This is a genomic window from Thermogemmatispora sp. (genome assembly GCF_019683635.1).
In the GTDB taxonomy this organism is placed as follows: domain Bacteria; phylum Chloroflexota; class Ktedonobacteria; order Ktedonobacterales; family Ktedonobacteraceae; genus Thermogemmatispora.
In genome coordinates, this window is sequence record NZ_JADGIA010000007.1 from 1 (window position 1) to 24,462 (window position 24,462).

The window sequence follows — 24,462 nt, forward strand, 5'->3', positions numbered from 1 at the left end:
GTAATTCAGCTGATCTTCTTGTAATTGATCAGATGATAAAGATATAGCTCCTCTCTATGCTATCCATAATAATGGTGAATAGTTCCATTTAGCGGAATTATTTTGACAGAGAACAAACTAACAACTATTCTCTTTTCTAGGATGCAGAGAGACCACGGGGTACAGGGTGCCCCGGCGCCTCCAGACAGGGTTGTCCCAGGACTATCCTTCCTTCGACATATCCCTTGCAGCGTCGCGCACGAGCCTGCTGGTACAGGGTAGTACAGCTTCTCAGGAGAGGGTCGAAGCTGCAGGCAGCGGCTCCCTGTCTGGGGCTTGGGCCGGCTTGGCGTTCTCCTATCTTTGCCTCTCTTCCCCCTATGGTGGCAGGCGGCAAGAGAGGCTTGAGCGCACAGCACTACCGCCTTGTTCTCTTCGCCCGCCAGCACCGGGGGAAACGAAGGTGGTGATCTGTTCGATGTGCTTGATATCAACCAAGGCTTACTCCAGGCTCACAGTTCTCCGCTCGCGGCAGTCTGTATTCGCATGCAGCGTGCGCAAGCCAAGAAACGAGGACGGTATGTATACCCGCTCTCTTCGTCTTCTGGCAACGATGGGCACCATGCTCCTGGTCCAGGTGCTCTTCGGCTGGGCCATCGTTGCTCCAGGTATGCTCTCCCCTGGCTGGCCTGAACAGCCAGTAGCCGCTCGAACGGCGCCAGGGCTGATGGTGATAGCTCTGCTCGCTGGCCCTCCCAGTAGCGGCGCATGGTGGGAAAATACGCCGATCGTGGTGGCCTTCATCTCTCTGGTGGGGGCTGTGCTGGCCGCAGCCATCCCTGCCTCTGTTAATCTCTATCTGGGGCGCTTGCGCGCCTCCCAGAGCGAAGATGAGGCCAATGCCTGGCGTCAACGCCTCTCTGCTCGCTGCCTGCGCCAGGCGCTTGAGCAGTATCAGGCAGGGTTGCGCGTCGATCCTCGCTTGACTCATCTGCAGATCCTTGATATGAATCTTCCTATCAATCTGCTCGATCTCTATATCCGTGTGCGCCTGCATGAGGAGACCCGCCCGGGCTACCAGCTCGATGAGGAGCGCTACGGACGACAGTTAAGCGGCGATCTCGTCGACCTCTGCCGCAGCGGCCATCGCTATTGCGATAGCCAGGCAGCCTCGACGCTCGACCCGGATGAGGCCATTCGCCGCTATCGCCGCAGCGTGGTGCTGGGAGACCCCGGCGCCGGCAAGACAACCCTCCTGAAATATCTGGCTCTGCGCTCGCTCTCTGGCCAGCTAGAGGGCCTGCCCGACCTCCCTATCTTCGTTGAGCTGAATACCTTCGTCTCTGCCAGCCCTATCACTACGCCTCATAACATCGATATTATTCAATTTGCCGCACGGACATGGGAGGAGCGCTATCGCATCCCTCGGGCTACGGCCCTGGCGCTGATGCACTCCCGTTTACAGGAGGGGCGCGCGCTCCTGTTGCTCGATGCGCTCGATGAGACACTGACCGGTGCCAGTAAGGATGAGGCTGAGTCAACCTATCGTTCTGTCGTGATGATGATTGTAGAGCTGGCAACGCGCTATCCCCAGGTCCCAATTGTGGTGACGGCGCGCAAGGCCGGCTATCACCAGCGCAGCCGCCTCACTGGCTTTCGCGAGCTGGAGGTGCTCGATTTCCGGCCCGAGGACATTCGCCAGTTCATTCAGCGCTGGCTGACTCTGACCGGCTCACAGCTGCGCCCCGAGGCCGCGAACGACCTGATCTATCGTCTCGAACGCAGTCCCCGCGTGCAGGCCCTGGCAGGCAATCCACTGCTGCTCTCGCTGATTGTCCTGCTCTACGAAGAGCAGCTGGATCTGCCCGATCGGCGCGTGGAACTCTATCGACGCTGTGTGGAGACGCTGCTGACGCGCTGGGATAGCAGTCGCGATATCCGCCGTCACAGCCAATTTTTGCCCCAGCACAAGCTACAGTTGCTGGAAGCAATCGCCTGGCATTTCCACCTGCGCGGCCAGCGCTACTTTCCCGAGGACGAGCTGTTGCAGGAAATCGCTCGCTTCTTGCCCACGATCGGCCTTGATCCCGAACAGAGTCAGGAGATCTTTAGCGAGATCATTGGGCAACACACCCTTTTGAAGGAGCAGGCTCGTGGCTGGTATGGCTTCCTTCATTTGACGTTGCAGGAGTATCTCACTGCGCTCTACGCTGTCGAGCATGGAAAGTTACTAGAGCTGATTAAACGGCGTGGCAATCCCTGGTGGGAAGAGGTGATTCTGCTCTACGCAGGGCGAGTGAGCGATATCAGCCCACTACTTCAGCACCTGCTTGGCAGCGGCGGGCGACGTCGCTCCAGCGACGATCTCTTCCATACGAATCTGCTGTTGGCGGGGCGCTGCCTGGCCATGCGTCCGACGATGCGCGAGAGCGGTCTGCGCCAGGAGGTCATCAGCCGCCTCTTTGCTCTGCTAACAGCGACGTCTTATCCTCTGGACCGGCGTAACAGTGCGGAGGTGTTGGCGGAGATCGGCGGCGAGTGGGTCAATATGGGCCTCTTGCATCTGCTGGCCGATGAGGGGGTTGACGTTCAGGTTCGTGATGCCATCGCCGATGCCCTGGGTCGGCTTGGGGAGCGTTCGCTGGCGCTGCCACTGGTACACCTCCTGGTCGATGAGCAGCTCGATGCCTCGGTGCGCTATGCGATTGCCAATGCCCTGGGTCGGCTTGGAGAGCGTTCCATTGTGCCTCACCTGCTGCGTTTGCTCTCCGATGAGGGGATCGATCCCTCGGTACGCTATGCAATTGCCCATGCTCTGGGCTACCTGGGGGAGCGCTCCATTGCGCCCCAGCTGCTCCACCTGCTGACGGATGAAGCGGTTGATCCCTCGGTGCGTGATGCCATTGCGGCAACGCTGGGTCAACTCGGCGAGCGGTCCATCGTCCCTCAGTTACTGGCTCTGCTGATCGATGAGCGTCTCCCGTTGTCGCTGCGCCATACGCTGGCGGCGGCCCTGGGCCAGCTGGGCGAGCGCTCCGTCGCCCCCCAGTTGCTGCGCTTGCTCGCTGATGAGCGCTTGCCGCTGCCGCTGCGCCATGCGATCGCGGCGGCTTTGGCCCGCCTGGGTGAGCGCAGCCTGATTCCGCAGCTCTTGGGCCTGCTTGACAATGAGTATGTCGACCGCTCGGTACGGTATGCCATTGCGGTAGCCCTGGGTTACCTGGGTGAGCGTTCGGTCATTCCCTTACTACTGGAGCTGCTGGCTGATGAAGAGGTTGAGCTGCCGGTGCGCGAGGCAATCGCCGGGGCTTTGGGCCATTTGGGCGAGCGCTGGGTGGTGCCGCAACTGTTGACGCTGCTGGCCGACCGGCGGCGCGGCTCCTGGATGCGTGAGGCAATTGCTCGTACGCTGGGCAATTTGGGCGAGCGCAGCGTGGGGCCATACTTGCTGGCCCTGTTGAGCGACGAGGAGGTTGAGCTACCGGTGCGTTGCACCATTGCCCATACCCTTGGTCAGCTTGGCGAGCGCTCGATTGTTCCCCAACTCCTGCACTTGCTCTGTCGCGAGGAGGAAGACAAGTACTTGCGCCGCGCCCTGGCGGAAGCGCTTGGGCAGCTCGCCCAGGATCAGGAGACCCTGCAGGCGTTGACGGGGCTGCTCCAGGAAGCGGATATCGCCGATGCTGTCTATGAGGCGCTCTGGAGGATCAGCCGCCGTCTGGGCGTGCGCCTGATGCCTGGCCAGGGATGCGTACGGATTGAGGCCATTCCCTAGCGATTGACCGGCGTGGGATGGCTTTTACATGGTGCTCACCGGGTCGATGTCGATGTGCCAGCCCGGCGGAATGGAGATCGCGCGTAGCAGGGGACGTAGATCAGGGCCGCGTGCAATCATTTGCCAGCGGAATTCGTCGCGGATGCGTTCCATTACTGCCGGGGCAGGTCCCACGATGTCGGTCTCCTCTAACTCCAGCTCGGCAATAATGCGATCGAGCTGCTCACGCAAGAGAAGGGCTTCGTTCTGGGCACGACGTCGGTTGGTATGGCTATAGGTGAACTTGACAAACTGGCGGAAGGGGGGATAGCCGTAGCGCTGACGCAGAGCGATCTCAGCCGCGTAGAATTCGTGGTAGGCATGGCGCGAGGCGGTTTCGATGGCAAAGTGCTCTGGGTTGAAGGTTTGGATGATCACCAGTCCCGACTCGCTGCCGCGCCCGGCTCGACCCGCCACCTGGGTGAGGAGGGTAAAGGCGCGCTCGGTGGCGGCGAAATCTGGCAGCATGAGGGCGATATCGGCAGCGACTACTCCCACCAGGGTCACTCCGGGCAGATCAAGGCCCTTGGCAATCATTTGGGTGCCGATCAGAATGTCGGCTTCATGATTGGCAAAGCGGTCCAGGAGCTGCTCATGGGCGCGCCGCGTGCGGGCCGTGTCGCGGTCCCAGCGCAGCAGCCGGGCGTTGGGAAAGGTCTGCTGGATCGCCTGCTCGACTTTCTCAGTACCGACTCCGAAGTAGCGCAGGCCGTGGTTGTCACAGTGGGGGCAGCGCGTCAAGACGGGACGCTGAAGATTGCAGTAGTGGCAGAGGAGGATGCGCTCGGTGGCGTGATAGGTTAACGGCACGTCGCAGTGTTCGCACATGGCTACATAGCCGCACTCGCGACAGAGGACGCAGCTGGCAGCGCCGCGGCGATTGAGATAGAGAATGGCCTGCTGACGCTGGGCGAGGACGCGCTCCAGCTCGCTGCGCAGGCGACGACTGAGGATGCTGGTGTTACCAGCATGTAGCTCGCTGCGCAGGTCGACGATCTCCACCGGGGGCAGAGGAGCCCCAATGCGCTCAGGTAGCTCCACAAGCTGATAGGCCCCCTGCTGGGCGCGGTAGAAGCTGGTTACGGAAGGGGTGGCGCTGCCCAGGACAACGGGAATATCAAGGAGCCGCCCCAGGGTGCAGGCTACCTCACGCGCATGGTAGGTGGGCCGGCGCTCTTCTTGCTTGTAGGCCGTCTCGTGCTCTTCGTCAAGGATGATGATGCCCAGGTCGGGCAAAGGGACGAAGAGGGCGGAGCGCGAGCCGAGGACGACATCAACCTGACCGGCCCGAATGCGCCGCCATTCATCGTAGCGTTCACCCGGACTGAGGGCGCTGTGGATAATAGCTACCCGTCCCGGGAAGCGCCCAGCAATACGCTGGATGGCCTGGGCAGTGATGGCAATCTCAGGGACCAGCACAAGACCTTTCTTGCCGCGAGCAATGAGGGCCGCCAGGGCTTGCAGGTAGACCTCGGTTTTGCCACTGCCGGTGACGCCATGCAGTAGCAAGGGACGCTGAGCAGCATCGGGGGCAAGAATGGCACGCAAGGCAGCCTCCTGGGCAGGCGTCAGCGGCAGCGGGGCGCCAGGCGTAATGCGTCGATCGCGCAGCGGATCGCGCCGGACTTCCACGTTCTCTTCGATCGCCAGAACGCCCTCGGCGATGAGCTGCTGCAGTTGGGCCTGGGTGAGTCCGCTGGCGCGCGCCAGGCGGCTCGGTGTCCAGATGACATCAGGCGGGCTGTGTTCCAGCAAGTCGACGGCAGCCAGGGCGCGCAGAGCACGCAGGCCCTCCTGACTCGGGCCACCATTGGCCGCCGCGGCGGAGGCTTTGGTTGCAGGCCCCCCAAGCGAAAAGGGGGCTGCCGAAGATGGATGTCGGCGCAGAGGGGGAGAGAAATGCAGCAGCCCGACGGTTGAGGCAGGAGCGGCATCGGGCCCCAGGTCCTGCGGCAGGTTTTCCTGCAGACGCCGCTTCCAGGCGGCCAGCTCCTCGCCGCTCAGGCGGAGTCGCACAGCGCGCTGCCGCCGCGGACGCAGACGCGGCTCCGCCAGGCGTGGTACGCGCTCGATCAGGCCGCTGGCCACGGCCTCCTTGAGCAGCGAGCGGGCGCGCGTAGGGCCCAGCATGCTCTGCAGGCGGGCGACATCGATCTCGCCCTCATCCAGGAGCAAACCGATCAGAGCCTGGAGCGGCAGCGAGGCTGTCTCACGTGGCTCTGTATTGGCGAGAGTCAGCACAGCACGCGACCCTTGCAGCAAGCCCGGTGGCAGCATCAGCTGCACAACCAGGGCTAGCGAGGTCACATAGTAGTCGGCCATCCACTCCGCCAGGGCACGCTGATGGGGAAGAAGCACCGGCTGCGGATCAAGCAGAGCATGCAGGGGGCGTAACGTTTCCGGCACGCTGCGCTCACAGGACTCTTCCAGCTGCCAGATAATGCCCTCGACCAGCCTCTCGCCATAGGGGACGGCCACCAGCTGGCCCGGCTGAAGTTGTTCGGCCAGCTCCCCCGGTACTTCATAGGTCAACAGGGGTCGCTCGCCCTGCCAGCTAGCGGCCACGGTTAGCACCTCGGCAAACACTAGCGCCTCCCGAATTCGCGTTCTAGAGCCGCAGCGCTGAAATGGATCGTCGTCGGTCGACCATGACAACAGCTAAAGGGCGCGCGCGTGCGGGCGAGCTGATCGATCAGTTCGCGCATTTCGCTGCTGGTTAGAAAATAGTTGGCTTTAATGGCCGCCTTACAAGCGATATTGGCGAGGGCATGCTCCTCCCAGGTCTGGCTGTAGCCATCGTGCTCGGGAGCCGTTAGCTCCCTGAGCAGCTCCTGCAGCGAACGCGCGCTGAGCTGCTTGGCAAGTACAGAAGGGACAGCACGCGCCAGCACCTGCCCGTGATCGAGCACCTCTAGCTCGAAGCCCAGACTGCGCAGATCGTCGAGCCGCTCCTCGATAGCCTCCAGCTCAGCAGGCGAGAGGTCAAGACGCAAAGGGGTCAGAAGGATCTGAGCAAGCGAGGTCTGTTCCTGACGCGCGGCCAGCATACGCTCCAGGACAATGCGCTCGTGAGCGGCATGCTGATCAATCAAGTAAAGGCCATCGCGCCCCTCGGCCACAATATAGCTCTGAAGTAACTGCCCAATGACACGCAGCTCTGGAAAACGACTGTGCTCCTGACGCGGTCCGGGCTGAGCAGCAACCAAGACTTCCTCTGGAGCAAGTGGAGCAGCCAGAGAAGGTGCCTCTTCTCCCGCCGAGGCTGCCGGCTCCTGCTCTGCCTCCGTTCCACTCTTCGCAGGTTCCGCGGACCCGGCTGGAACGGCTGTCAGAGCACGGCGCCCGCGCGCGGGTTCACCTTGCTGCGGACGCAGATGACTCTGCCAAAGACGGGACTGCAGGGCGGCTCGCTCTCCACGTTCCTCCTCGCTTACTGTCAGCCAGGGATTATCAAGAGGGAAAGCATGCCGCAGCCCGAGGCTACTGCCGCTCTCAGGACCTTTGCGCGGCGCAGGGCCAGCCAGCGGGGTGGAAGCACGGCCCTCCCTTGACTGCTCCTGAGCGGTCGCGTCCGGGACCAACGCCGCCGCCCGCTCTTCTGTGACAGCCTCTTCCTCTAGAGATTGAGGCGACGACTCTGGCTCTGGGGACGCCAATACCACATCGGTGCTGGCAGCAGCTGAGCTGGCGGGCCGTTGAGCCGGCTGCCAGCTTGGAGCTTCAGCCTCTTCCAGAACAGCGCGCCGTACCGCACGCATCAGCTCGGCATAGATCCGGCGCTCGCGCAGAAAGCGGATCTCCGTCTTGGCGGGGTGCACATTGACATCAATCTGGGACGGGTCTACCTGGATATTAATGACTGCCAGCGGATGACGTCCGCTGAGCAGCAGGGTTCGATAGGCTTCTTCAACAGCAGCAATCAGCAGGCGACTGTGAACCCAACGGCGATTGACAAAGAACGAGAGATACTGGCGCGTACTCTTATAACACGCAGGCCGACTGACATAGCCGCTGATCACTGGGCGTTCGGGATCATCGGCAGGCTGGCCGCCGAGCGGCACCATCTGCCTGGCCACCGCCGGGCCGTACATCTGCACCAGCACCGTAGCCAGTTGACCATCGCCAGGCGTCGTAAAGACCTCGCGCCCCTCGCTGGTGACCGTGAAGCGAATCTCGGGGTATGCCAGGGCATACTGCTGGAGCAAATGCAAACAATGACTGACTTCTGTCTGACGGCTTTTCAGAAACTTCAGGCGCGCCGGTACAGCGCTGAAGAGGTTACGCACTGTGACAATGGTGCCTTCGGGCGAAGCGGCAGAACTGACTGCCGAAATTTGCCCATTGCAAGCGCTGACCTGAGCACTCTGGGCGGCGCCACGGGGACGGCTGATCAAGACAACCTCAGCTACCGCGGCGATGCTCGCCAGCGCCTCCCCGCGAAAACCCAGCGAGCGAATGCTCTCCAGATCCTCAACAGTGCTGACTTTGCTCGTGGCATGGCGCGCCAGAGCTAACGGCAGCTCTTCCGCCGGAATACCGCAGCCATTGTCACTCACCCGTATCAGCTGCAAACCGCCACGGATGAGGTCAACGCGGATCTGCGAAGCACCGGCATCAATGCTGTTCTCGATTAATTCTTTAACAACCGAGGCGGGGCGCTCCACCACCTCGCCAGCGGCGATTTTGGCTGCGACCTCCGGGGCCAGTTGGCGAATCGGCATAGGGCAGACTCTTCCTTCGCTGCTGAAGCGAGCTGGGAGAAACACGCTACTCTACGCTGCTCCCGCCCTCGCTCCACTCCTCAGATTAGCTGCGCTCGGCCTTGACCTCCTCCCCCTCAGCGGAACCAGGCAGGACAAGAACGAGTGTTCGTACTGACTGATTATACCATAGAACCACCCCGTGTGTGGCCCGCAATCTACGCCTCGCGCTCGACTGGTAGCGGGTTCGCTCGCTATCGCCTTTCCCGGGCAGGATGGGCCACAGTAGCCTTTTTGGGCCTTACATGCCACTTGCCCTTGGTTTGACTGCGCTCTAGGAAGACATATAACTATTTATCTATGATGAGCATAGATAAAAGATGTATTGGTCATAATTTTAACGGAATTTTAATGGCCGAGGTCGGAGGAGCGTGCTATAGTTAGGTGAGGAGCGGTGTGTAGCTATTGAGAGGGTCCAAGGAAGGAAGAATGTACGAGCCTCAACGATGGAATGAATTTCTGAGCAGCATCGAAGACAATCCTCAAGAGCAAATGCACTTGTTAGAAGCAGCAGGTATCTCCTCCACGACCCTGGCACGCTGGGCCGCCGGCGAAGAGTCTCCCTGTCCTTATGCACTCTATCGTCTCTTCTGTGCCTTGCCATACCATCATCAAGGGCTGCTGGAGTTGGCAGCGCAGGAATTTGCCCTACTGAGCCGGAGTAACCAGAGTGCTTCTCTTTGCAGTGAGGCTCAGGAGATCGCTCCTGTTTTCTATGACCGTGTCTTGAATGCTGCGCTGAGGGTGCCGATGCCACTACGCACCTGGGCGATCAGCAATCTTGTGCTACAGCAAGCCACCATTCATCTTGATCCGCGGCGGCAGGGGCTGAGCTTAATCATTGTGCGCTGCATGCCCCCCTCACGCGATGGATATGTGCGCAGTCTGCGTACGGCGCTGGTTAACGACAGTCGGCGCTGGCAGCTCAGTTCTCAGAGCGAAGCCTGCTTTTACGGCACTGAGTCCCTGGCCGGTCATGCAGTCGCCATCGCTCGCACGGTCATCTTTCAGCTACCAGCCCAGGCTCCGCTGACGTTTCCGACCCCTGGGTTGGAGCCATTGGTGCAGGATGAGGCGCTGAGTGCCGTGGCCTGCCCGATTGTTCGTGCTCGCCGCGTTGCCGGCTGCCTGCTGGCGGTGAGTAGCCGGCTGCAGCTGCAAGCCCAGGAGCGGCTCTCTCTCCTGCACAAATACAGAAATCTGCTGCTGCTCGCCTTTGAACCTGATGAATTCTACCCCATCGACCTGATTCGCCTTTACAGGTTACCACCGCTGGAGGTGCAAAAGCCCTTGCTCGCCAACCTGCGCCGTCACGTAGCCCGGATGATGAGCGAGGCCACGCGCCAGCACCAGCCGCTCGACGTCAGTCAGGCCGAGGCCCTGGCCTGGCGCCAACTTGAAGAGGAGCTACTCGCGCAGGTAGCTCCCGCTAGCGAGAGCGACGAGTGGTAAGCCGCTCCCAGGGATCTGCGAGGGCTGTGGCTATGCTGCCTAGAGTGCATCCCTCGCAACCCCTGTTACTCTCCTTCAGGGCCTGATCCTCTCCCTCCCTTTGCTATACTCTCCCTGTTGTCTACCCTTGCAGCGCACATTGTCTGCTCCCTTTCAGCGCTGCCAGTCTAGAGAGAGCCTGCTTTCAGCTACTGTTGTGCCTATGTTGAAAAATTATGATACACTATGATCGGTCCTGCTTCTCCCCTGGATGTCAGGCCAGGTCTGACGTCTATCTCAGTAGAGAGCATGCCAGCAGTTCCCTCCCCAACAGTCCGGCCTCAGTCTGGTTGACAGCCGGAGTAACCAGTCATGAGATGGGCTAGTCTAGCTGGTGAGGCCAGCCGTTCAGCCGTGCTCATGGGCAGCAAGGTCAGAGAGTGGGACACATCAATGCAGACCAAGCGTTGTCATTATTGTCATAAACCAGTACCTGCTTATGCCCAGGTGTGCCGTCACTGTGGGCGTCCCCTTGGGCTTTCCTCTGTGCCGAAGAAAAAAGGCAGACCGCGGAGACGCTCTATTCCCCCGGCCTCGCCCCAGCCAATCGGCTATCATGCTGGACTGCACCCCGAGGACCAGCCTTATCTTTCCAGCCCGTTTTCGGTGCCGCCATCCGCCATTTGGGAGAAACCTGCGCCTCAGCAGTCGACTTCTGCTGCTGCCAGCGCTGATGCTGCAGAACCGCAGCCGATGCTCTTACAGAGCCAGGAAGTCTTGCCCTCACCTGCGCGTATCCAGCGTGGGGGGAGCGCCAGCGCCTATGAGGCAGCGCCTCCAAGCTCTTTTTCTCGGCGACGCGATCTCTTGCTGCGCGCGTTGTTGGTACTGTTCCTGGTAGCATTGGCAATGAGTGCAGCTCTTACCTATCTGTTCTTCACTCGCCGCTGGTCGGTCGCGACACTGGCGCCTTCGCTGACGGTGATTCCGCGCCAGCTGCATTTCAATGAGAGTTTGACCTTGGCCGGCAAGGGATTCGGGGCAGGAGACCTGCTCATTTTGCGGCGCGATGGAACGATCCCCTTACGAGATGCCCACGGTCAGCCGCTGCGCGTCCAGGCCAATGCGATTGGCGCCTTTGCCATTCAGGTGACTGTAACTCCGGACTGGCAGCCTGGAGAGCATCAGCTTCTGGTTGTCGATGAAACCCAGCTGCTGAGCATCGCGACGACGATTACGGTGCTGTCGTCGCCATCAACGCCGGCGCAGCTGAGGCTCTCTGATTACACCGTTGATCTGGGGGCCGATCTTCCTGGGACGACGACGCGGCTGGCGATCACCTTGCTCAACGCTGGCGATGGTCAGCTAAACTGGCGAGCCAGCTGCGATCGTTCCTGGCTGCAGGTAGATCCGACCAGCGGCAGCTTTATCGGGAGCGAGGTGGTTACCCTGGTGGCCCAGCGTGGCGACCTGACAGCCGGCAGCTATACAGCCCATGTAACCTTTCTCCAGCAGGCAGGTGGACGGGGAACGCCCGCACAAGTCTTGACGGTCACCATGACAGTCCTGGGTCCCTCGGCCACTTTGAGTATCGCGCCCGCCAGCTTGAGTTATACGGCGAGCAGCGGCACCCAGGCCCCACTGAGGCAGACGGTGGCTTTGCAGAACCATAGCCAGCAGGCGCTCGACTGGAGCAGTCACGCGACTACCAATGCCGGTGGGGACTGGCTGCAGGTCACGCCGAGCGCTGGTCACCTGGAGGCCGAAGCCAGTATCACGCTAAGCGTGACGGTTTCGCCGGCCTCGCTCTCTGTGGGAAACTATCAAGGGACGGTGCTCTTTGAGAGCGTCGGTGGCGAGGGAGAGAGACCACAGTTGCTGGTTAGCTTACATGTGGTGGCACCGGGCCAGCTTGCCCTGACACCGTCTGCTCTTAGCTTCACAACGACCCAGGGTCAGAATCCTCCGCCGCAGTCGCTGACGTTGCACAACAACGGCGGCCTCACGGTGAGCTGGTCCCTGACGAGTAGCACAAGTGATAATGGACCCTGGCTAGGGGCCACGCCAACGTCAGGAACGCTGGCCCCCGGGACGCGCGCCACGGTGAACGTGCAGATCAATGTGGCTGGTCTGGCCCCAGGAAGCTATCAGGGGAGCCTGATCTTCAGCACCGGCGCGCTCAAACAGGCAATCACTGTCACTTTAACAGTGCAGACGCCGGCTTTGCCCACGATTAGCGTTGAGCCAACGATCCTCATCTTCGATGTGCCACATGGGACGACGCCGGCGGCTCAAACCGTGACCATTAGCAATGGAGGCAATGCACCGCTCAACTGGATCATTACCGCTGATAAGAGCGACCCGCCTCTGCAGATCACGCCCGATAGTGGTGGCCCGCTGGCGCCTGGACAAGACGTGACTGTCAGCATTGTCCCCGTGCTCTCTCAGGTGCCTGCCAATACCTCGCTGAGCCTGACGCTGACGGTAGCCGAGCGTGATCACGACCTGGCTCCTCTGGTGTCCCCACAGCAGGTGCTCATTCTCATCGCTGTCATCTAAGGCTCAGGCCAGGCCAGGCAGCGCTGTATCCCGGCTCCCCCTGCCTGCCCTTGCTAGCCCTGGTGCTCTATGCTACACTCTCACCAGGCACAGCAGCAACAGATCCTCGACGCGCCTGACACAGCACAGGTACAAGGTCAACTGGTGAGAGGTCAGCGTGCGGGGAAACGAGGGACCAGATTGAGGCCAGGTGAGGCCGGGCCCGGGCCCTCTCACCAGCCTGGTCGGGTTCTGTCTGTTTTGCTGACTGGCTGGCTGGTCCCCGGCAAAGGAGCATTCAAAGAGAGCCAGCACCATTCCTGCGGAGGAATTCATCGTGCCAACGATTACGTTTGTACGTGAAAAGGTCAAGGTTGAGGTTCCTGAAGGCGACAACGTGCGCTATCCAGCGCTTGAGCATGATGTGCCTGTTTACTGCGGCATGTGGAAATTCGCCAACTGTCATGGCAATGGACTCTGTGGCACGGATCGCGTAGCGGTCTACCCCGCCAGCAATACGAATGAGCTGACCTTCATGGAAAAGTTCTGGCTGCGCAACGATCTCAAGAAGAATCCGAATGTGCGTCTGGCCTGCCAGGTGCGCGTTTACGGTGACGTGAACGTTGAGACGTTGTGCAGGAGGCGCGGGGAAGAAGCCTAACACCGGAGAGAGGCAGAGAAGGAGCGGGGCAGTGCCTCAGTCTGTGGCCGCCCTTGCCTCCTTCCCCCTTTTTGGAGGGCGCTATTTACAAGATTCGCTCCAGGCCACTAGCGCAGCGCGGCGATCAGCTCCGGTCGTATATTCTCATAGTGTCAGGTTGCCAGACTAGGGACGCACAACGAAGTAAAGGCGAATGGCCAGCTGGGGCTGTTTCCCCGTATCGTTCCAGTAGAGTTCGATCATGCCTTCGAGGGGCTGAGTAAAGCGCATCATAGAAACGCCCGTCCATGAGCCGCCTTTCTGGTCCGGAGTGGCTTTTGAGAGCACCTGATAGAGCAGGCCATTGGTGTACCACTTTACGGTGACCGTGCCGGCTTTTTTGGCGTGGACGCTATAGGTCAGGTAAATGGTCTGGCCGGGTTTAAAGACCTGGCTAGGCTGGAGCGCGATGCCGGTCTTGGGGTCGACACTGGGCGCGGTTGTGGCCGAGCTAATGATCCCATAGGCCGGGCCGTTCTCGCTGGCTTTGGGGTCGGGCAGGTTAGGCACCGGCGTCGCCGCCACGTTGGGCGGAGTGACACCTACCAGTTGCCCCAGGAAGGCCAGCTTACCAGTCACTTTGGCGTAATAGGTTGCTGCGCTGCACAGTAAGAGAATAACGATTACGAAGCTGAGGAAGCCGCTGATAGCGCGGTAGCGTGGGATGATCGGCCTCGGCTTCGTATACATTGGTGGAATGTAGAGCGCCTCCTCTTCGGTCGGGATGCCGGCAATCGGAGGCCCTGGCATCTGCTGGTTGAACGGCAAGAGGGCGCCGGTGTTGATCCCCTGGCCCTGAGCCTGTGGAATGAGGATCAGCGACTGCGTAGAGGGATTGGCCGGGTCCTGATAGAGCACGGGCAGCATGGCCATCGTCTGCTGACCCTGGCCCTGAAGTGGAGGCTGGGGACCGGTCTGTTGCTGGGCTGGCATTCCCTCGATGCCCGGGTAAGTCCCAGGAAATTGCTGCTGGCCCGGCGGGAAAGGTTCCTGGGGGATGGCCTCGCTCGCCCCACCCGCTTGCGGCGGCTGATTCTGGCCCCAGAGGGGAGCGGAGAAACTTTCAGCCCCATTCATCACCGAGGAGACGCTGAAACCAGGGGTGCTCAAGGCTGGATAGCTGACATCCGAGCCGCCAGGACCGGCGGTCGGATAGTTGATCGCCGAGCTTCCCCCGCTCTCTGCATTGCCCAGCCCCTGCTGATAGCTCTGATATGGCTGATAGCTCGACAGTGATTGTGCTGCCTGCCACTCTGTTCCTGTTCCCGCTCCTGCCCCAGAGGCAGCGCCAAAGGAGGAACCCAGCGGTGGCATGGCGACTGTCGTGTGGCCACTGCCAGTGGAGAAGAAGCCGCTGCCGTTGCCGTCGTTGGCGCCATTAGCCGGCCTGGCCGGCGCAGGCCCGCCGCAATAGGGACACGGACCCTCGCCCTCCGGTCGATACGTATTACAGTGGACACAGAGCATCATCACAATCACCTTCGCTATATACCGGAAGTTATCTATCAAGCATTGATCTCCTTTCTGACAGTAGCATTGTTGCCTGATGCGGTCAAGAGTGAGCGGGCGCTTTAGGGCAAAATGGCTATGTCCAACGTATACAAATCTGTTTCAGAGTGTATCTCTGCCACGGGTCCGCTCAGGATACGGGCGCCCTTGCGCCGCCGGGAGCGGCCATGATAGCATTACCTTGATGAAGGGGTGCAAGGCCGACAGATGCAGCCTGGCCTACTTTTTCGCTGGTTGGCAGGTTGGCTGCACCACCGGCGATTGCCCACTTGCAGCTTGTTGGTCTTGATCTGACTGCCTACTGAGCGGGTGCCTATGGCAGAGTCACAGGAGCAATGGTATCAGCGTCAGGCGGTAGAGCATCTGGCGCAGCATATTCCTTTTGAACAGGATGTTGCTTCAAAGGCGGAGCAGATCGAGATGCTGCGCAGCCTGGTCCTCCGTCATGGCCGCGAGATGGACCCCGAGCAGTTCGGCTTTGAGGCTCGCTGTGAGCTGATCCGCCTGGGTCTCTGGGATCGCATCGGGCCTGGTCCGCGCCCTGAAGGTCAGGAGGGCGAGGAGCTTTTCTAATCTCTCGTCGGCGGCAAAGCGGCAGAGATGAAGGAGAGGAGCAAAGAGCAACATGAGTAAGACGGCAGGGAATGCGACCATTGTGATTACGGGTTGTTCCAGCGGTTTCGGGCGCGTCACGACCCTCCATCTGGCGCGACGTGGCTGGCAGGTCTTTGCGACGGTGCGCCGCGAAGCAGACGCGGAGCAGTTGCTGGCAGAGGCCAAGACACTCGGCATCAATGGAAACCTGACGCCGCTCTTGTGTGATATTACAGATGCCGCTCAGGTGAAGGCCATGAGCGAGCAGGTGGCGGCAGCGACGCCAGCCTTAACCGCTCTTCTCAATAATGCGGGCACGGCCTTCGCCGGTCCCCTGGAACTGATCGACCTCGACGATCTGCGTGCGCAGTTTGAGATCAATACGATTGCTCATATCGGGGTGACGCAGGCGCTGCTGCCTCTGCTAAAGGAGGCGCGCGGGACGATTATTAATGTGAGCAGTGTTAATGGCCGTATTCCCTTGCCGGCTCTGGGTCCCTATGGAGCGAGCAAGTTCGCGTTGGAGGCTCTCAGCGACAGTTTGCGGGTGGAGCTGGCTCCCTTCGGTGTGCGGGTGGTGGTGATCGAGCCGACCTCTAGCCCGACAGGGATCTGGCGTACAAGTATGGAACGGGCGCGCGGTAAGCTGGAGCAGTATCGCGGTCAGGGAAGTCCATACGAGCGCCTGCTGACAGTGATGGAGAAGAGCGCTATGCGCCTGGCCTCTGGCAGGGGGGGATTCCCGCCGGAGCTGTTCGCCCAGACGGTTGAGAAGATTCTGCGCAGCCCTCGCCCGCGTACGCGTTACGCCGTCCCGCCCAGTATGGCCTGGGCGATGCGCCTGCGCTATTGGCTTCCCGATCGCTTCTGGGACTGGCAGATTCGCCGCTCACTGCGCTGGTAGCGCTGCGCTGACGCAAAGCGGCCCGAGCGAGCCAGCCCGAGTCAGGCAATGGGCGGTCTCTCTGGCATGACAATGCTTATTGCTCACTCAGGTCGTTCTCTCCATCGATCTAGCTCAACTGTTCCGAGGAGCGCTGGGCTGCTCTGGAACCCGGTGGCAAGGGAGCCAGAGCGGCTATTTTTGTGCTATCATAGGGGCAGGAAAGCTTAGCAAGACAGGCTATGCTAATGCTTCACTACTTCGATTTTCTCATTGGTCAGAGGGGGCGCTGATGCTCAGAGATACACTGCTGTATCTATCGCAGCATGATGGGCTGCGCAACTTTGCGCTGTCGAACCGGACAGCGCGCAATTTCTCTCATCGCTTCGTGGCTGGCGAGCAGCTGAGCGACAGTATCGAGGTAACCCGCACGCTCAATCAGCGGGGGCTGAGCGCGGCGCTGGATCACCTCGGGGAGAACGTTACTGACGCGCACGAGGCGCGGGCGGCGACCGAGGATTATATCCGCGCGCTGGAGTGCATTAAGGAGAGCGGCCTGGACGCCAATATCTCAATCAAGCTGACGGCCCTGGGCCTGGATATTTCGCCGACCCTGTGCGAGGAGAACCTGCGTCGTCTTCTGACGGAAGCCGATCGTTTGGGGATCTTTGTCTGTATCGATATGGAAAGCTCGGCCTATACCGAGCGGACGATTGATCTAACGCTGCGCCTGCACCGTGAGTTTGCGCAGGTTGGGACGGTGATCCAGGCTTATCTGTATCGCAGCAAGGATGATCTGGAGCGCCTGCTGCAAGAAGGGGTACGGGTGCGGCTGGTGAAGGGAGCCTATAAGGAGCCGCCGAGCCTGGCTTTTCCACAGAAGGCGGAGGTTGATGCGAATTATGTGCGCTTGATGGGGATGTTGCTGGCACGTGGGAACTTTCCGGCCATTGCCACACATGATGAGGCGATGATTACGGCGGCCTGTCGCTTTGTGCGCGATCATGGCATCAGCCGCGATGCGTTCGAGTTTCAGATGCTCTACGGTATCCGGCGCGATCTTCAGGAGCGGCTGGCACGCGAGGGTTACCATGTGCGGGTCTATGTGCCCTATGGTTCACAGTGGTATCCGTATCTGATGCGCCGCCTGGCGGAGCGTCCGGCCAATCTGGTGTTTGTCTTGAGCAATCTGTGGCGCTGAGCGCTCTTTAGCGCACGAGCACTTGACGTTTCTTTCAGGCAATGGAGGAGTGAGCGCTGATGACGACGAAGCTGGTGGTGGCGGTGCCGGTGGCGGATGTGCGGCGCGAGCCTGATGCGGCTTCGGAGCTGGTGACGCAGGCACTGCTGAACCGCGAGGTGGTGGTCGACGGGGAGCACGGCGAGTGGCTGCATGGGCAGCTTTCGGATTACAGCGGCTGGCTGCGTGAGGCCGATCTGGAGGAGCCGATTGTGACGGGCTTCTGCCGGGTTGGGGAGAGTTGCGGAACGGCGCTGCCGCTGGTGGCGGTGGTGCAGAGGCCGCGGACCCAGCTTTTGGCGGGGGCAGAGGGCAATGAGGTGCTGGAACCGATCTATCTGTCGACGGTGTTACCGGTGACCGATCTGCGTTTCGCTGAGCGGGTGGAGGTGGCTCTGCCGGGCGAGCGCCGCGCCTGGGTGGAGCGCGAGGCGGTGGCGGTGCGTCTGGCCCATGAGACTTTTCCGCGCCGTCCGCTGACGGTGGCCCTGGAGTACGCGCGCGAGCTGCTGGGAACGCCCTACCTGTGGGGTGGGACGACCTGCGAGGGGATCGATTGTAGCGGCCTGGTGCAGCTCTGCTATCGGATGGCGGGCTATCTGTTGCCGCGCGATGCGGATCAGCAGTATGCTTTCTTGCGGCGCTCGGTGCCGCTGGCGGAGCTGCGCGCCGGGGACTTGCTCTTTTTTGGGCACGAGCGCATCACGCATGTGGCACTGGCTCTGGATGAGCGGCGCTTTATACATGCGGAAGGGGTGGAGTATAATCGCGTGGTGATCAATAGTCTGGAGCCGGGCGACGAGGACTATAACGAGCGGCTGGCGAGCTGTGTGTGGGGGGTGAAGCGCGTGGTGAGGGAGGATGAGCAGGCGGAAGGGCCGCCAGACCAGGCTTGAGCGCGTGAGGCTGGCCGGCTGGGGGGAGAGTGTACAGGCTGTGCGAGCTGTCGATGGCCGTTCAGGAGCGGCGCGGGAGCAGGACGTAGCGCTGGCTGCCGCGCGGACGTTCGACGACCAGCAGGCCAGCCCGCCGCGTGACGTGCCAGAGCGCTTCAAAAAGGTAATCAACGACCCAGTAGCCGACCGGAAGAGTGGCATCCGTAACTGCCCTCTGGAAGAGCGCAAGCAGGCGCCTGGCAACTTCGGGCGTTTCACCTAGCTGGCTGAGCGCCCGTATAATGCCCTGGAGCTTTACGCCTCTGAGCTTCGTCGGTTCTGCCCTCAGCGACGAGTGCTCCAAGACATCGAGCAGCACAGGCACCAGGTCGCGGCGTTCAGCAGTCTCTATTGCCTTTATCAACGAGCCTGAGAACCATCCCCTCAAAAACCTGCTCCTCCTCAGCAAGCGCCCCAGCGTCTCCGCGCTGCTATGCTTTGCCAGATACTCAGGCAAATAGGCATCCCAGAGGGAACTCTCTGAAGGGGTCAGAAACCCACCAGTATGGCCCTGGAGAGCCAGCTCTTCACCCTGTGCCAGGACGCCCAGATCCTGATCATCGAGGCATACCAGGGCCAAGAGCAGAGTACGTTTGAGCCTCTCATCTTGTTCGCGCTCCCAACAGAGGCGCAGGGGAGCGGCGAGAAGGCGCTCTCCACTCTCACCCAAAGCAAGAGCGAGAGCAGCACGTACTTCGCTGTGCAGACCGACATCGGCCAGCGCAGCTAGCGCTCCAGTTTGCGCTGGCGCGACCTCTTTGGCCAGGTGGCCTAGCGTCTCGACACAAGCCAGGCGTGACATCATCGCTAGCTGCTCATCCCTCACCAACGACAGCAGAACCTCTACGGCCTCCCCATCACCACGACTGCTTAGTACCCTGTTCAAGGCTTTTACACAGTTATGATGCATCTCTACAGGTAACTTCTTATCCCTCACCAACGACAGCAGAACCTCTATTGCCTTTTCATCTCCACATTTTACTAATATATTATTCAATAGATTTATACAGTCATAACGCACCTTTTCAGGTAACTTCTTATTCTTGACCAGTGACAGCAGCACCCTCACCGCCTCATCATCATCGTAGCAGTCCAATACCCGGGCCAGCACCAGGACACAGTCAGAGCGGAACCTCACAGTCAGCTCCTCTGCTCGCACCAGTGATAGCAAAACATCCACTATCCTTTTTTGATCACCTGATTGTATTGCTTTTCTAAATGAAACCAAGAGCATTTTACGCGTAATATTTTGCTTTTCCAATCTTTTTTCGAGTAAAGACAGTCGTCGATATATCGGATAATTACCTACTGATGGTATTTTTGCATCAATAATATTCGCATCGTTTTTAATTTGAGCAGAAAAATCGAAATCTCTTTCATCGAAGATGATATCATCTTCAAACTTACTTATTCCAATAATGAAGTCAAATACAGATATATCACCAAAATCATCGAAAAATAATGTTGAGAACTCCTTTCCTGATCGTGCAAATCTTATTGCTCTGTATATCAGCAATGAACCCCCTTTTAACGATATATCTTTCAATCTTTCAATGATACTCTCATCGCCCGATCCCAGCACCGGATCTTTATAGGCAAAACCAAGCTGCAGCAGCACGTTTGCCAATAACTGTTGCATCAGACGATAGGGAGTCTGCTGTAGCTCATCGAAGAGGCGATTCGGCAACTCGCGCCGCAGCTCCGGCCAGCCGCGCAGCAGAGGCTGCGCTAGCAGACAGCGGCCCGCCAGCAGTAGCTTGCTGCGAAAGAGATCCTCCGGCGGCGCCTTCTTGCTCCCTTCAAGCAACGCCCGGAAAAGCGGCGTCGCATCGTTCACTGCGCCTGCATAGAGCAGCGTCACCTCTTCCCACCACGGATCACCCAGATAGGGAAGCAGCAGATCAACGCTGCCGCTCTCACTGACGTAGCAGGCTGCGCAATACTCCTGCAGCGTCAGATGCAGAAAACCATAGAGATCCTGGCCCTGCTCGCGTAGCAGCCCACAGTCATCACTGAGTGCCTCCAGCACCTGGCTCGCCAGTTCTGGCCCGCTAATCAGCCAGAGGCGCGGCAAAAAGTCGGCGATCCACTCCTCCAGCGCCGCGCGTGGTGCATAGCGCCAGCCGCGCAAGTGCATCTGCCAGGCCAGCTCATAGAGCAAATGGCGATGGTGATCGGGGCGCAGATGAAGCGGACCACCCATGCGCCGAATATTGCGCTCACGATCCCAACGCTCCAAGAGGAGTGTCACACACTCCCTATAGAGCGCGGCGCGCCGCGCCGGCAGCTCACCACTACCCTCGTAGGTGAGGACGATCAGAGTCAGCAGCAAAGGATTGGCAGCCAGCGTCAACAGATGCGACTGCCGATACAATTCACGCAGCAGGCGCACACCCTCAGCTCGCGCCTGGGGCCTGTGGCTGCTCTCCTGGGCGAACCAGCGCTGGACAAACTGCTTAATCTCCTCCCAGCGAAAGTCGAGCACATCCAGCTCATCGAAGCCGGCGAGGCGGCGATGCGAGCGATAGCCGGCGCGGCGGGCCGTCACCACCACCGCCGAGCGATTGGCCAGCCGCTGCACCGCCTCCACCACCCGGCTATAGCTCTGCCCGGCCTCCTCTGCCGACTCACCAATCAAGGTCTCGTCCAGCGCATCCAATAAAAAGAGCGTCTTCCCCTCCTCCAGGCGCGCACGCAGATAGAGGGCCAGCTCCGCCTCCTCAAGTCCGTAGTCAGCGTAGTCGCGCGCCAGGCGCCAGACCGCATAAGTTAACAAATTCTCCTGACCCGAGGCCGCAAAAGCATTCAGGCTCAGATAGACTGGCACTGGTGGCAAATCCGGCTCCCTGCCACGCAGCATACAGATCGCCAGATGACGCAGCAGCGTCGTCTTACCAGCCCCTGGGTCGCCCAGAATCACACAGCGCGGATGACGGCGGACGGCCTCCTGCGGCTCCAGCGCCTCCAAGGCACGCTTCTCCAGGCGTCGCTGCCGGCGCCGCTCTACATGCTCAGGATCAAACTGCTCCCCCCACTCCTCGGGACTGAGATAGCGCATCTCCGACTTCTCATGCAAGCGCAGGCGAATATAAATCTGCTCAATTGGGAAAGGGGTACGCATCCCCAGCACCTGCAACAGCGTCAGACTGCGATCCTCTAGCAGCGCCCGCCGATAGCGCTCCTCAACGCGGACGCAGAGCGCCTCAAGCTCCTCTTTACCCATACTGGCAGTGCTGCGCTCCCCTTCTCCCGCCTCCAGAGCTGCGCAGGTCGCCTCCGTCACCTTGACCCAGAGCTGGTCGCGTTCAGCCCGCCTCATCTCTGCGCAGCTTCTTTCATCGATAAACTTTAACTTTTCAAGCGGCGTCCCGCTTAGAGAACAGGCCCGCGCCCACACCGGAATCAGCAGCAGCCGGCCCAGCTGCCACTGCTGCAGAAGAAGATTAAGCTCTTTCTGCTCCTCTTTCCGCCCACTCAACAGCTCTGCACTCACCAGCACCACCGCCACCTGAGCCTGCCGGGCAGCCTGCTCCACCTCCTGGGAGGGCATCCGTCCAGCGGGCACATCGAGCGAGGCGAAACAACGCAGGCGCGAGCGCAGAGCGGGCGTCTGCAAATGATTTCTCAATTCCTCCACGAAGCGCTTATCGCGAGCAGCAGCGCACAAAAAGACCAGAGCCGCCTTCGTCTCCGCCGTCGTCATAGCCGATCAATCACCTGCCTCGTGCCAGGAAATGAATGCTTGCCGATCTTTCCAGTAAGATATTCTTCTATTTTAGCATAAAGAAGGCGAGAATCAATGAAATCCCCAGAAAAAATGACCAGCCAATTCAGTCCTCAACGAGCGTATCTACGATTATAGACCAGAGCGCCTATACTGGCGCAAGCAGCGCCCCATCAAAAAAAGAGACTCCAAAGACTCCCAGGAACGCAGAAGAGGTAGCCGTCATTTCATTGCCCGACGCACAGCAGTCGGCTACCGGGCGGGTATTCAAGTCAGCCGCGGGGCAACATCGTCATGACCTGGCTAGCGAAGACGCCAACGGCCCATTCTATGGCATAAAGCCTACAAAAGATACACCTTATGCTCATCGCTCACACAGATTGACATCATAGGCAGTTGGGGGATTCTCATATCCGCGGGGAACGGGCAGATAAAGCAGGTGAAGTGGACAACCAGCTACGCGGTATAACAAAAAAGTGGGGCCGAGAGGAATCGAACCTCCGACACGCGACTTAGGAGGTCGCTGCTCTATCCACTGAGCTACGGCCCCTTCCTCCTTGACACATAGGAACGGCTCTCGAAGCCAACAGCCTGCACCGGCCAGCGAGAGGCAAAAGCGTACGTCTGCCAGTCATCAGGCCAGCTAGCTAGTGGACTGGTTTCATCCTAGCATGCTCCTGGGGCCCTGTCAAGTGCCAGGAGCGGCCTAAGCAACACCAGACAGGCGAGGAACAGGCAGCCCATCATCATTGTTGCCATTGCTGGCATCGCTGGTCGGCGCCGAGGGGCCAGCTCTCCCGATTTGACAGCCGCTCTTGGCAGGGGCTATCATGCTAGAAAAAAGAACATATGAGGCTCCTGTTCACGCGGAGGAAGAGAGAATGACAGATTCTATCACCGTCGGTCGGGACATCTTCCACACCCATCGCCTCAGCAACGGCCTGCAGATTGTGGGTCAGAGCATGCCCGACTTCGAATCGGTCTCCATCGCCTACTATGTGCGCACCGGCTCGCGCGACGAGCACAACCCGGCCATCGAGGGCGTCTCACACTTTCTCGAACACATGGTCTTCAAAGGCACCCAGCATCTCGACTGGCAACAAATCACCCTTGAATTCAACAAAATCGGCGCCGAGTTAAACGCCTTCACCTCGCATGAAGCTACCATGTATTTCGCCCGCGTCCTCGGCGAATACAGCGAGCGCGCTCTCGAACTCCTCAGCGACATGATGTATCCGCGCCTGGCCGAAAGCGACTTCGAAACCGAAAAAGAAGTGATCATCAACGAGATCGCCCGCTCCGAAGACCAGCCCTACAACCTGGCCTTCCGCCGCCTGGCCCAAACCTACTTCAACGGCCATCCCCTGGGCCACGACGTTCTCGGCTCGCGCGAAAGCATCCGCAACATGCGCATCGAGCAAATGCGCGACTACTGGCAGCGCCGCTACGGCGCCAACAACATGATCCTGGCCGTTGCCGGCAACTTCGATTGGGAGCGCTTCGTCGCGCATGCCGAGCGACTCTGCAGCGACTGGCGCACCGGCGAGAGTGGACGCGAGCCACAGCCCTATGCACCAGCTCACTCCATCAACAACGTCATCGTCGATCCGCGCCTCAGACAGCAAATCATCTTGCTAGCCATGCCCTGCGTCAGCATCCAGGACCCCGACTATTACGCCGCCGCCCTCGGGGGCAGCATCCTCGGGGACACCGACGGCTCGCGCATCTACTGGAACATCCATCAAAAGGGCCTGGCAGAATCGGCCAGCGCCGGCCTCTGGGCCCTCGAAGACACCGGCATGCTCCTGCTCGAAGCCAACTCTACCCCCGAAGAGGCCCCCCGCGTCCTGCGTCTCCTGCGCGCCGAGCTTGAGAGCCTGCTAGCGGACGGCATCTACGAGGATGAACTGCGCCGCGCTAAGGATAAATGGATCAGCAGCATCGTCCTCAGCAGCGAATCAACCTTCACTCGCATGCGCACCCTGGCCTCAGACTGGGTCACCGAAGGCCGACTCATCAGCATCGACGAAGAAATCGAGCGCGTTGAGCGCGTCACCGCCGATGACATCATGCGCACCTTGCAGCGCTTCCCCCTGCGCGAAAAACAGGTCCTGGTCGCCCTCGGCCCCCTGAGCGAAGAGCAGCTTCTCAACTAAACGGGCCGGTTCACCCAGCACGACGCCCAACGTCATCGCCATCGGCTAGCGAACAAGCGCAGGAGAGAGGGAAAGAAGCAGGAAGTGATAGAGAGAGCGAGAGCAGACAGAGAATGACAAAAAACAGGCATCGCAGCCAGGCAACCTGAAGCGCCCCAGGCTCAAGCGAAAGCCAGGAAGGAGGAGAGAAGACAAGGAA

13 protein-coding genes and 1 tRNA gene are annotated in these 24,462 nt (G+C 60.1%); 9 read left to right on the plus strand and 5 right to left on the minus strand.

All coding sequences use genetic code 11. The annotated features are described in order from the left end of the window. Positions 1-559: 559 nt before the first annotated feature. Entirely contained in the window at positions 560-3,754 is a 3,195-nt protein-coding gene (locus IRZ31_RS01760) for a HEAT repeat domain-containing protein (RefSeq protein ID WP_297148895.1), read from the plus strand. Between the two features lie 24 nt (positions 3,755-3,778). On the opposite strand, the gene priA is transcribed toward IRZ31_RS01760, so the two are convergent. Together priA and mutL are read right to left on the minus strand one after the other, a co-directional pair. After that, the gene (priA, locus tag IRZ31_RS01765; RefSeq protein WP_297148897.1) at positions 3,779-6,379 is read right to left on the minus strand and encodes a primosomal protein N'; all 2,601 of its coding nucleotides are present in this window, start codon (positions 6,377-6,379) and stop codon (positions 3,779-3,781) included. Next, a complete protein-coding gene (mutL, locus tag IRZ31_RS01770) occupies positions 6,379-8,514 on the minus strand; it encodes a DNA mismatch repair endonuclease MutL (RefSeq protein WP_297148898.1) in 2,136 nt (711 codons plus the stop codon). Before mutL ends, priA begins: the two co-directional genes overlap by 1 nt. Positions 8,515-8,982: 468 nt before the next feature. Between mutL and IRZ31_RS01775 the strand changes: the two genes are divergently transcribed. From IRZ31_RS01775 to IRZ31_RS01785, 3 genes are all read left to right on the plus strand, one after another. Continuing rightward, on the plus strand, positions 8,983-10,005 hold the full coding sequence (locus IRZ31_RS01775; RefSeq protein ID WP_297148901.1) for a hypothetical protein: 1,023 nt from the start codon (positions 8,983-8,985) through the stop codon (positions 10,003-10,005). Positions 10,006-10,737: 732 nt separating this feature from the next. Next, a complete protein-coding gene (locus IRZ31_RS01780) occupies positions 10,738-12,543 on the plus strand; it encodes a choice-of-anchor D domain-containing protein (protein ID WP_297148903.1) in 1,806 nt (601 codons plus the stop codon). 316 nt (positions 12,544-12,859) lie between these two features. Next, a complete protein-coding gene (locus IRZ31_RS01785) occupies positions 12,860-13,183 on the plus strand; it encodes a 2Fe-2S iron-sulfur cluster-binding protein (RefSeq protein ID WP_297148904.1) in 324 nt (107 codons plus the stop codon). A gap of 165 nt (positions 13,184-13,348) precedes the next feature. Here the strand turns inward: IRZ31_RS01785 and IRZ31_RS01790 are convergent, their stop codons facing one another. Next, complete coding sequence (locus IRZ31_RS01790; protein ID WP_297148906.1) at positions 13,349-14,731, minus strand: hypothetical protein; 1,383 nt, start codon at positions 14,729-14,731, stop codon at positions 13,349-13,351. Positions 14,732-15,046: 315 nt separating this feature from the next. Here IRZ31_RS01790 and IRZ31_RS01795 point away from each other — a divergent pair, with 315 nt between their 5' ends. From IRZ31_RS01795 to IRZ31_RS01810, 4 genes are all read left to right on the plus strand, one after another. Next, positions 15,047-15,304, plus strand: coding sequence for a hypothetical protein (locus tag IRZ31_RS01795; protein ID WP_297148909.1), 258 nt, complete (start codon positions 15,047-15,049; stop codon positions 15,302-15,304). Positions 15,305-15,356: 52 nt separating this feature from the next. Further along, positions 15,357-16,229, plus strand: coding sequence for an SDR family NAD(P)-dependent oxidoreductase (locus tag IRZ31_RS01800; RefSeq protein ID WP_297148911.1), 873 nt, complete (start codon positions 15,357-15,359; stop codon positions 16,227-16,229). Between the two features lie 271 nt (positions 16,230-16,500). Then, on the plus strand, positions 16,501-17,409 hold the full coding sequence (locus IRZ31_RS01805) for a proline dehydrogenase family protein (protein WP_297148913.1): 909 nt from the start codon (positions 16,501-16,503) through the stop codon (positions 17,407-17,409). Positions 17,410-17,468: 59 nt separating this feature from the next. Continuing rightward, positions 17,469-18,344 (plus strand): C40 family peptidase, encoded by an 876-nt coding sequence (locus tag IRZ31_RS01810; RefSeq protein WP_297148916.1) that lies wholly within the window; start codon positions 17,469-17,471, stop codon positions 18,342-18,344. Positions 18,345-18,405: 61 nt separating this feature from the next. Here the strand turns inward: IRZ31_RS01810 and IRZ31_RS01815 are convergent, their stop codons facing one another. Beyond that, positions 18,406-22,086, minus strand: coding sequence for an NACHT domain-containing protein (locus IRZ31_RS01815; RefSeq protein WP_297148918.1), 3,681 nt, complete (start codon positions 22,084-22,086; stop codon positions 18,406-18,408). Between the two features lie 498 nt (positions 22,087-22,584). Continuing rightward, positions 22,585-22,657, minus strand: a tRNA-Arg gene (locus IRZ31_RS01820). A 331-nt stretch (positions 22,658-22,988) separates the two neighbouring features. On the opposite strand from IRZ31_RS01820, the gene IRZ31_RS01825 reads away from it, so the two are divergent. Then, positions 22,989-24,263 carry a pitrilysin family protein gene (locus IRZ31_RS01825; RefSeq protein ID WP_297148920.1) on the plus strand — a complete coding sequence of 425 codons (1,275 nt, stop codon included), beginning with the start codon at positions 22,989-22,991 and terminating at the stop codon, positions 24,261-24,263. Positions 24,264-24,462: the final 199 nt, after the last annotated feature.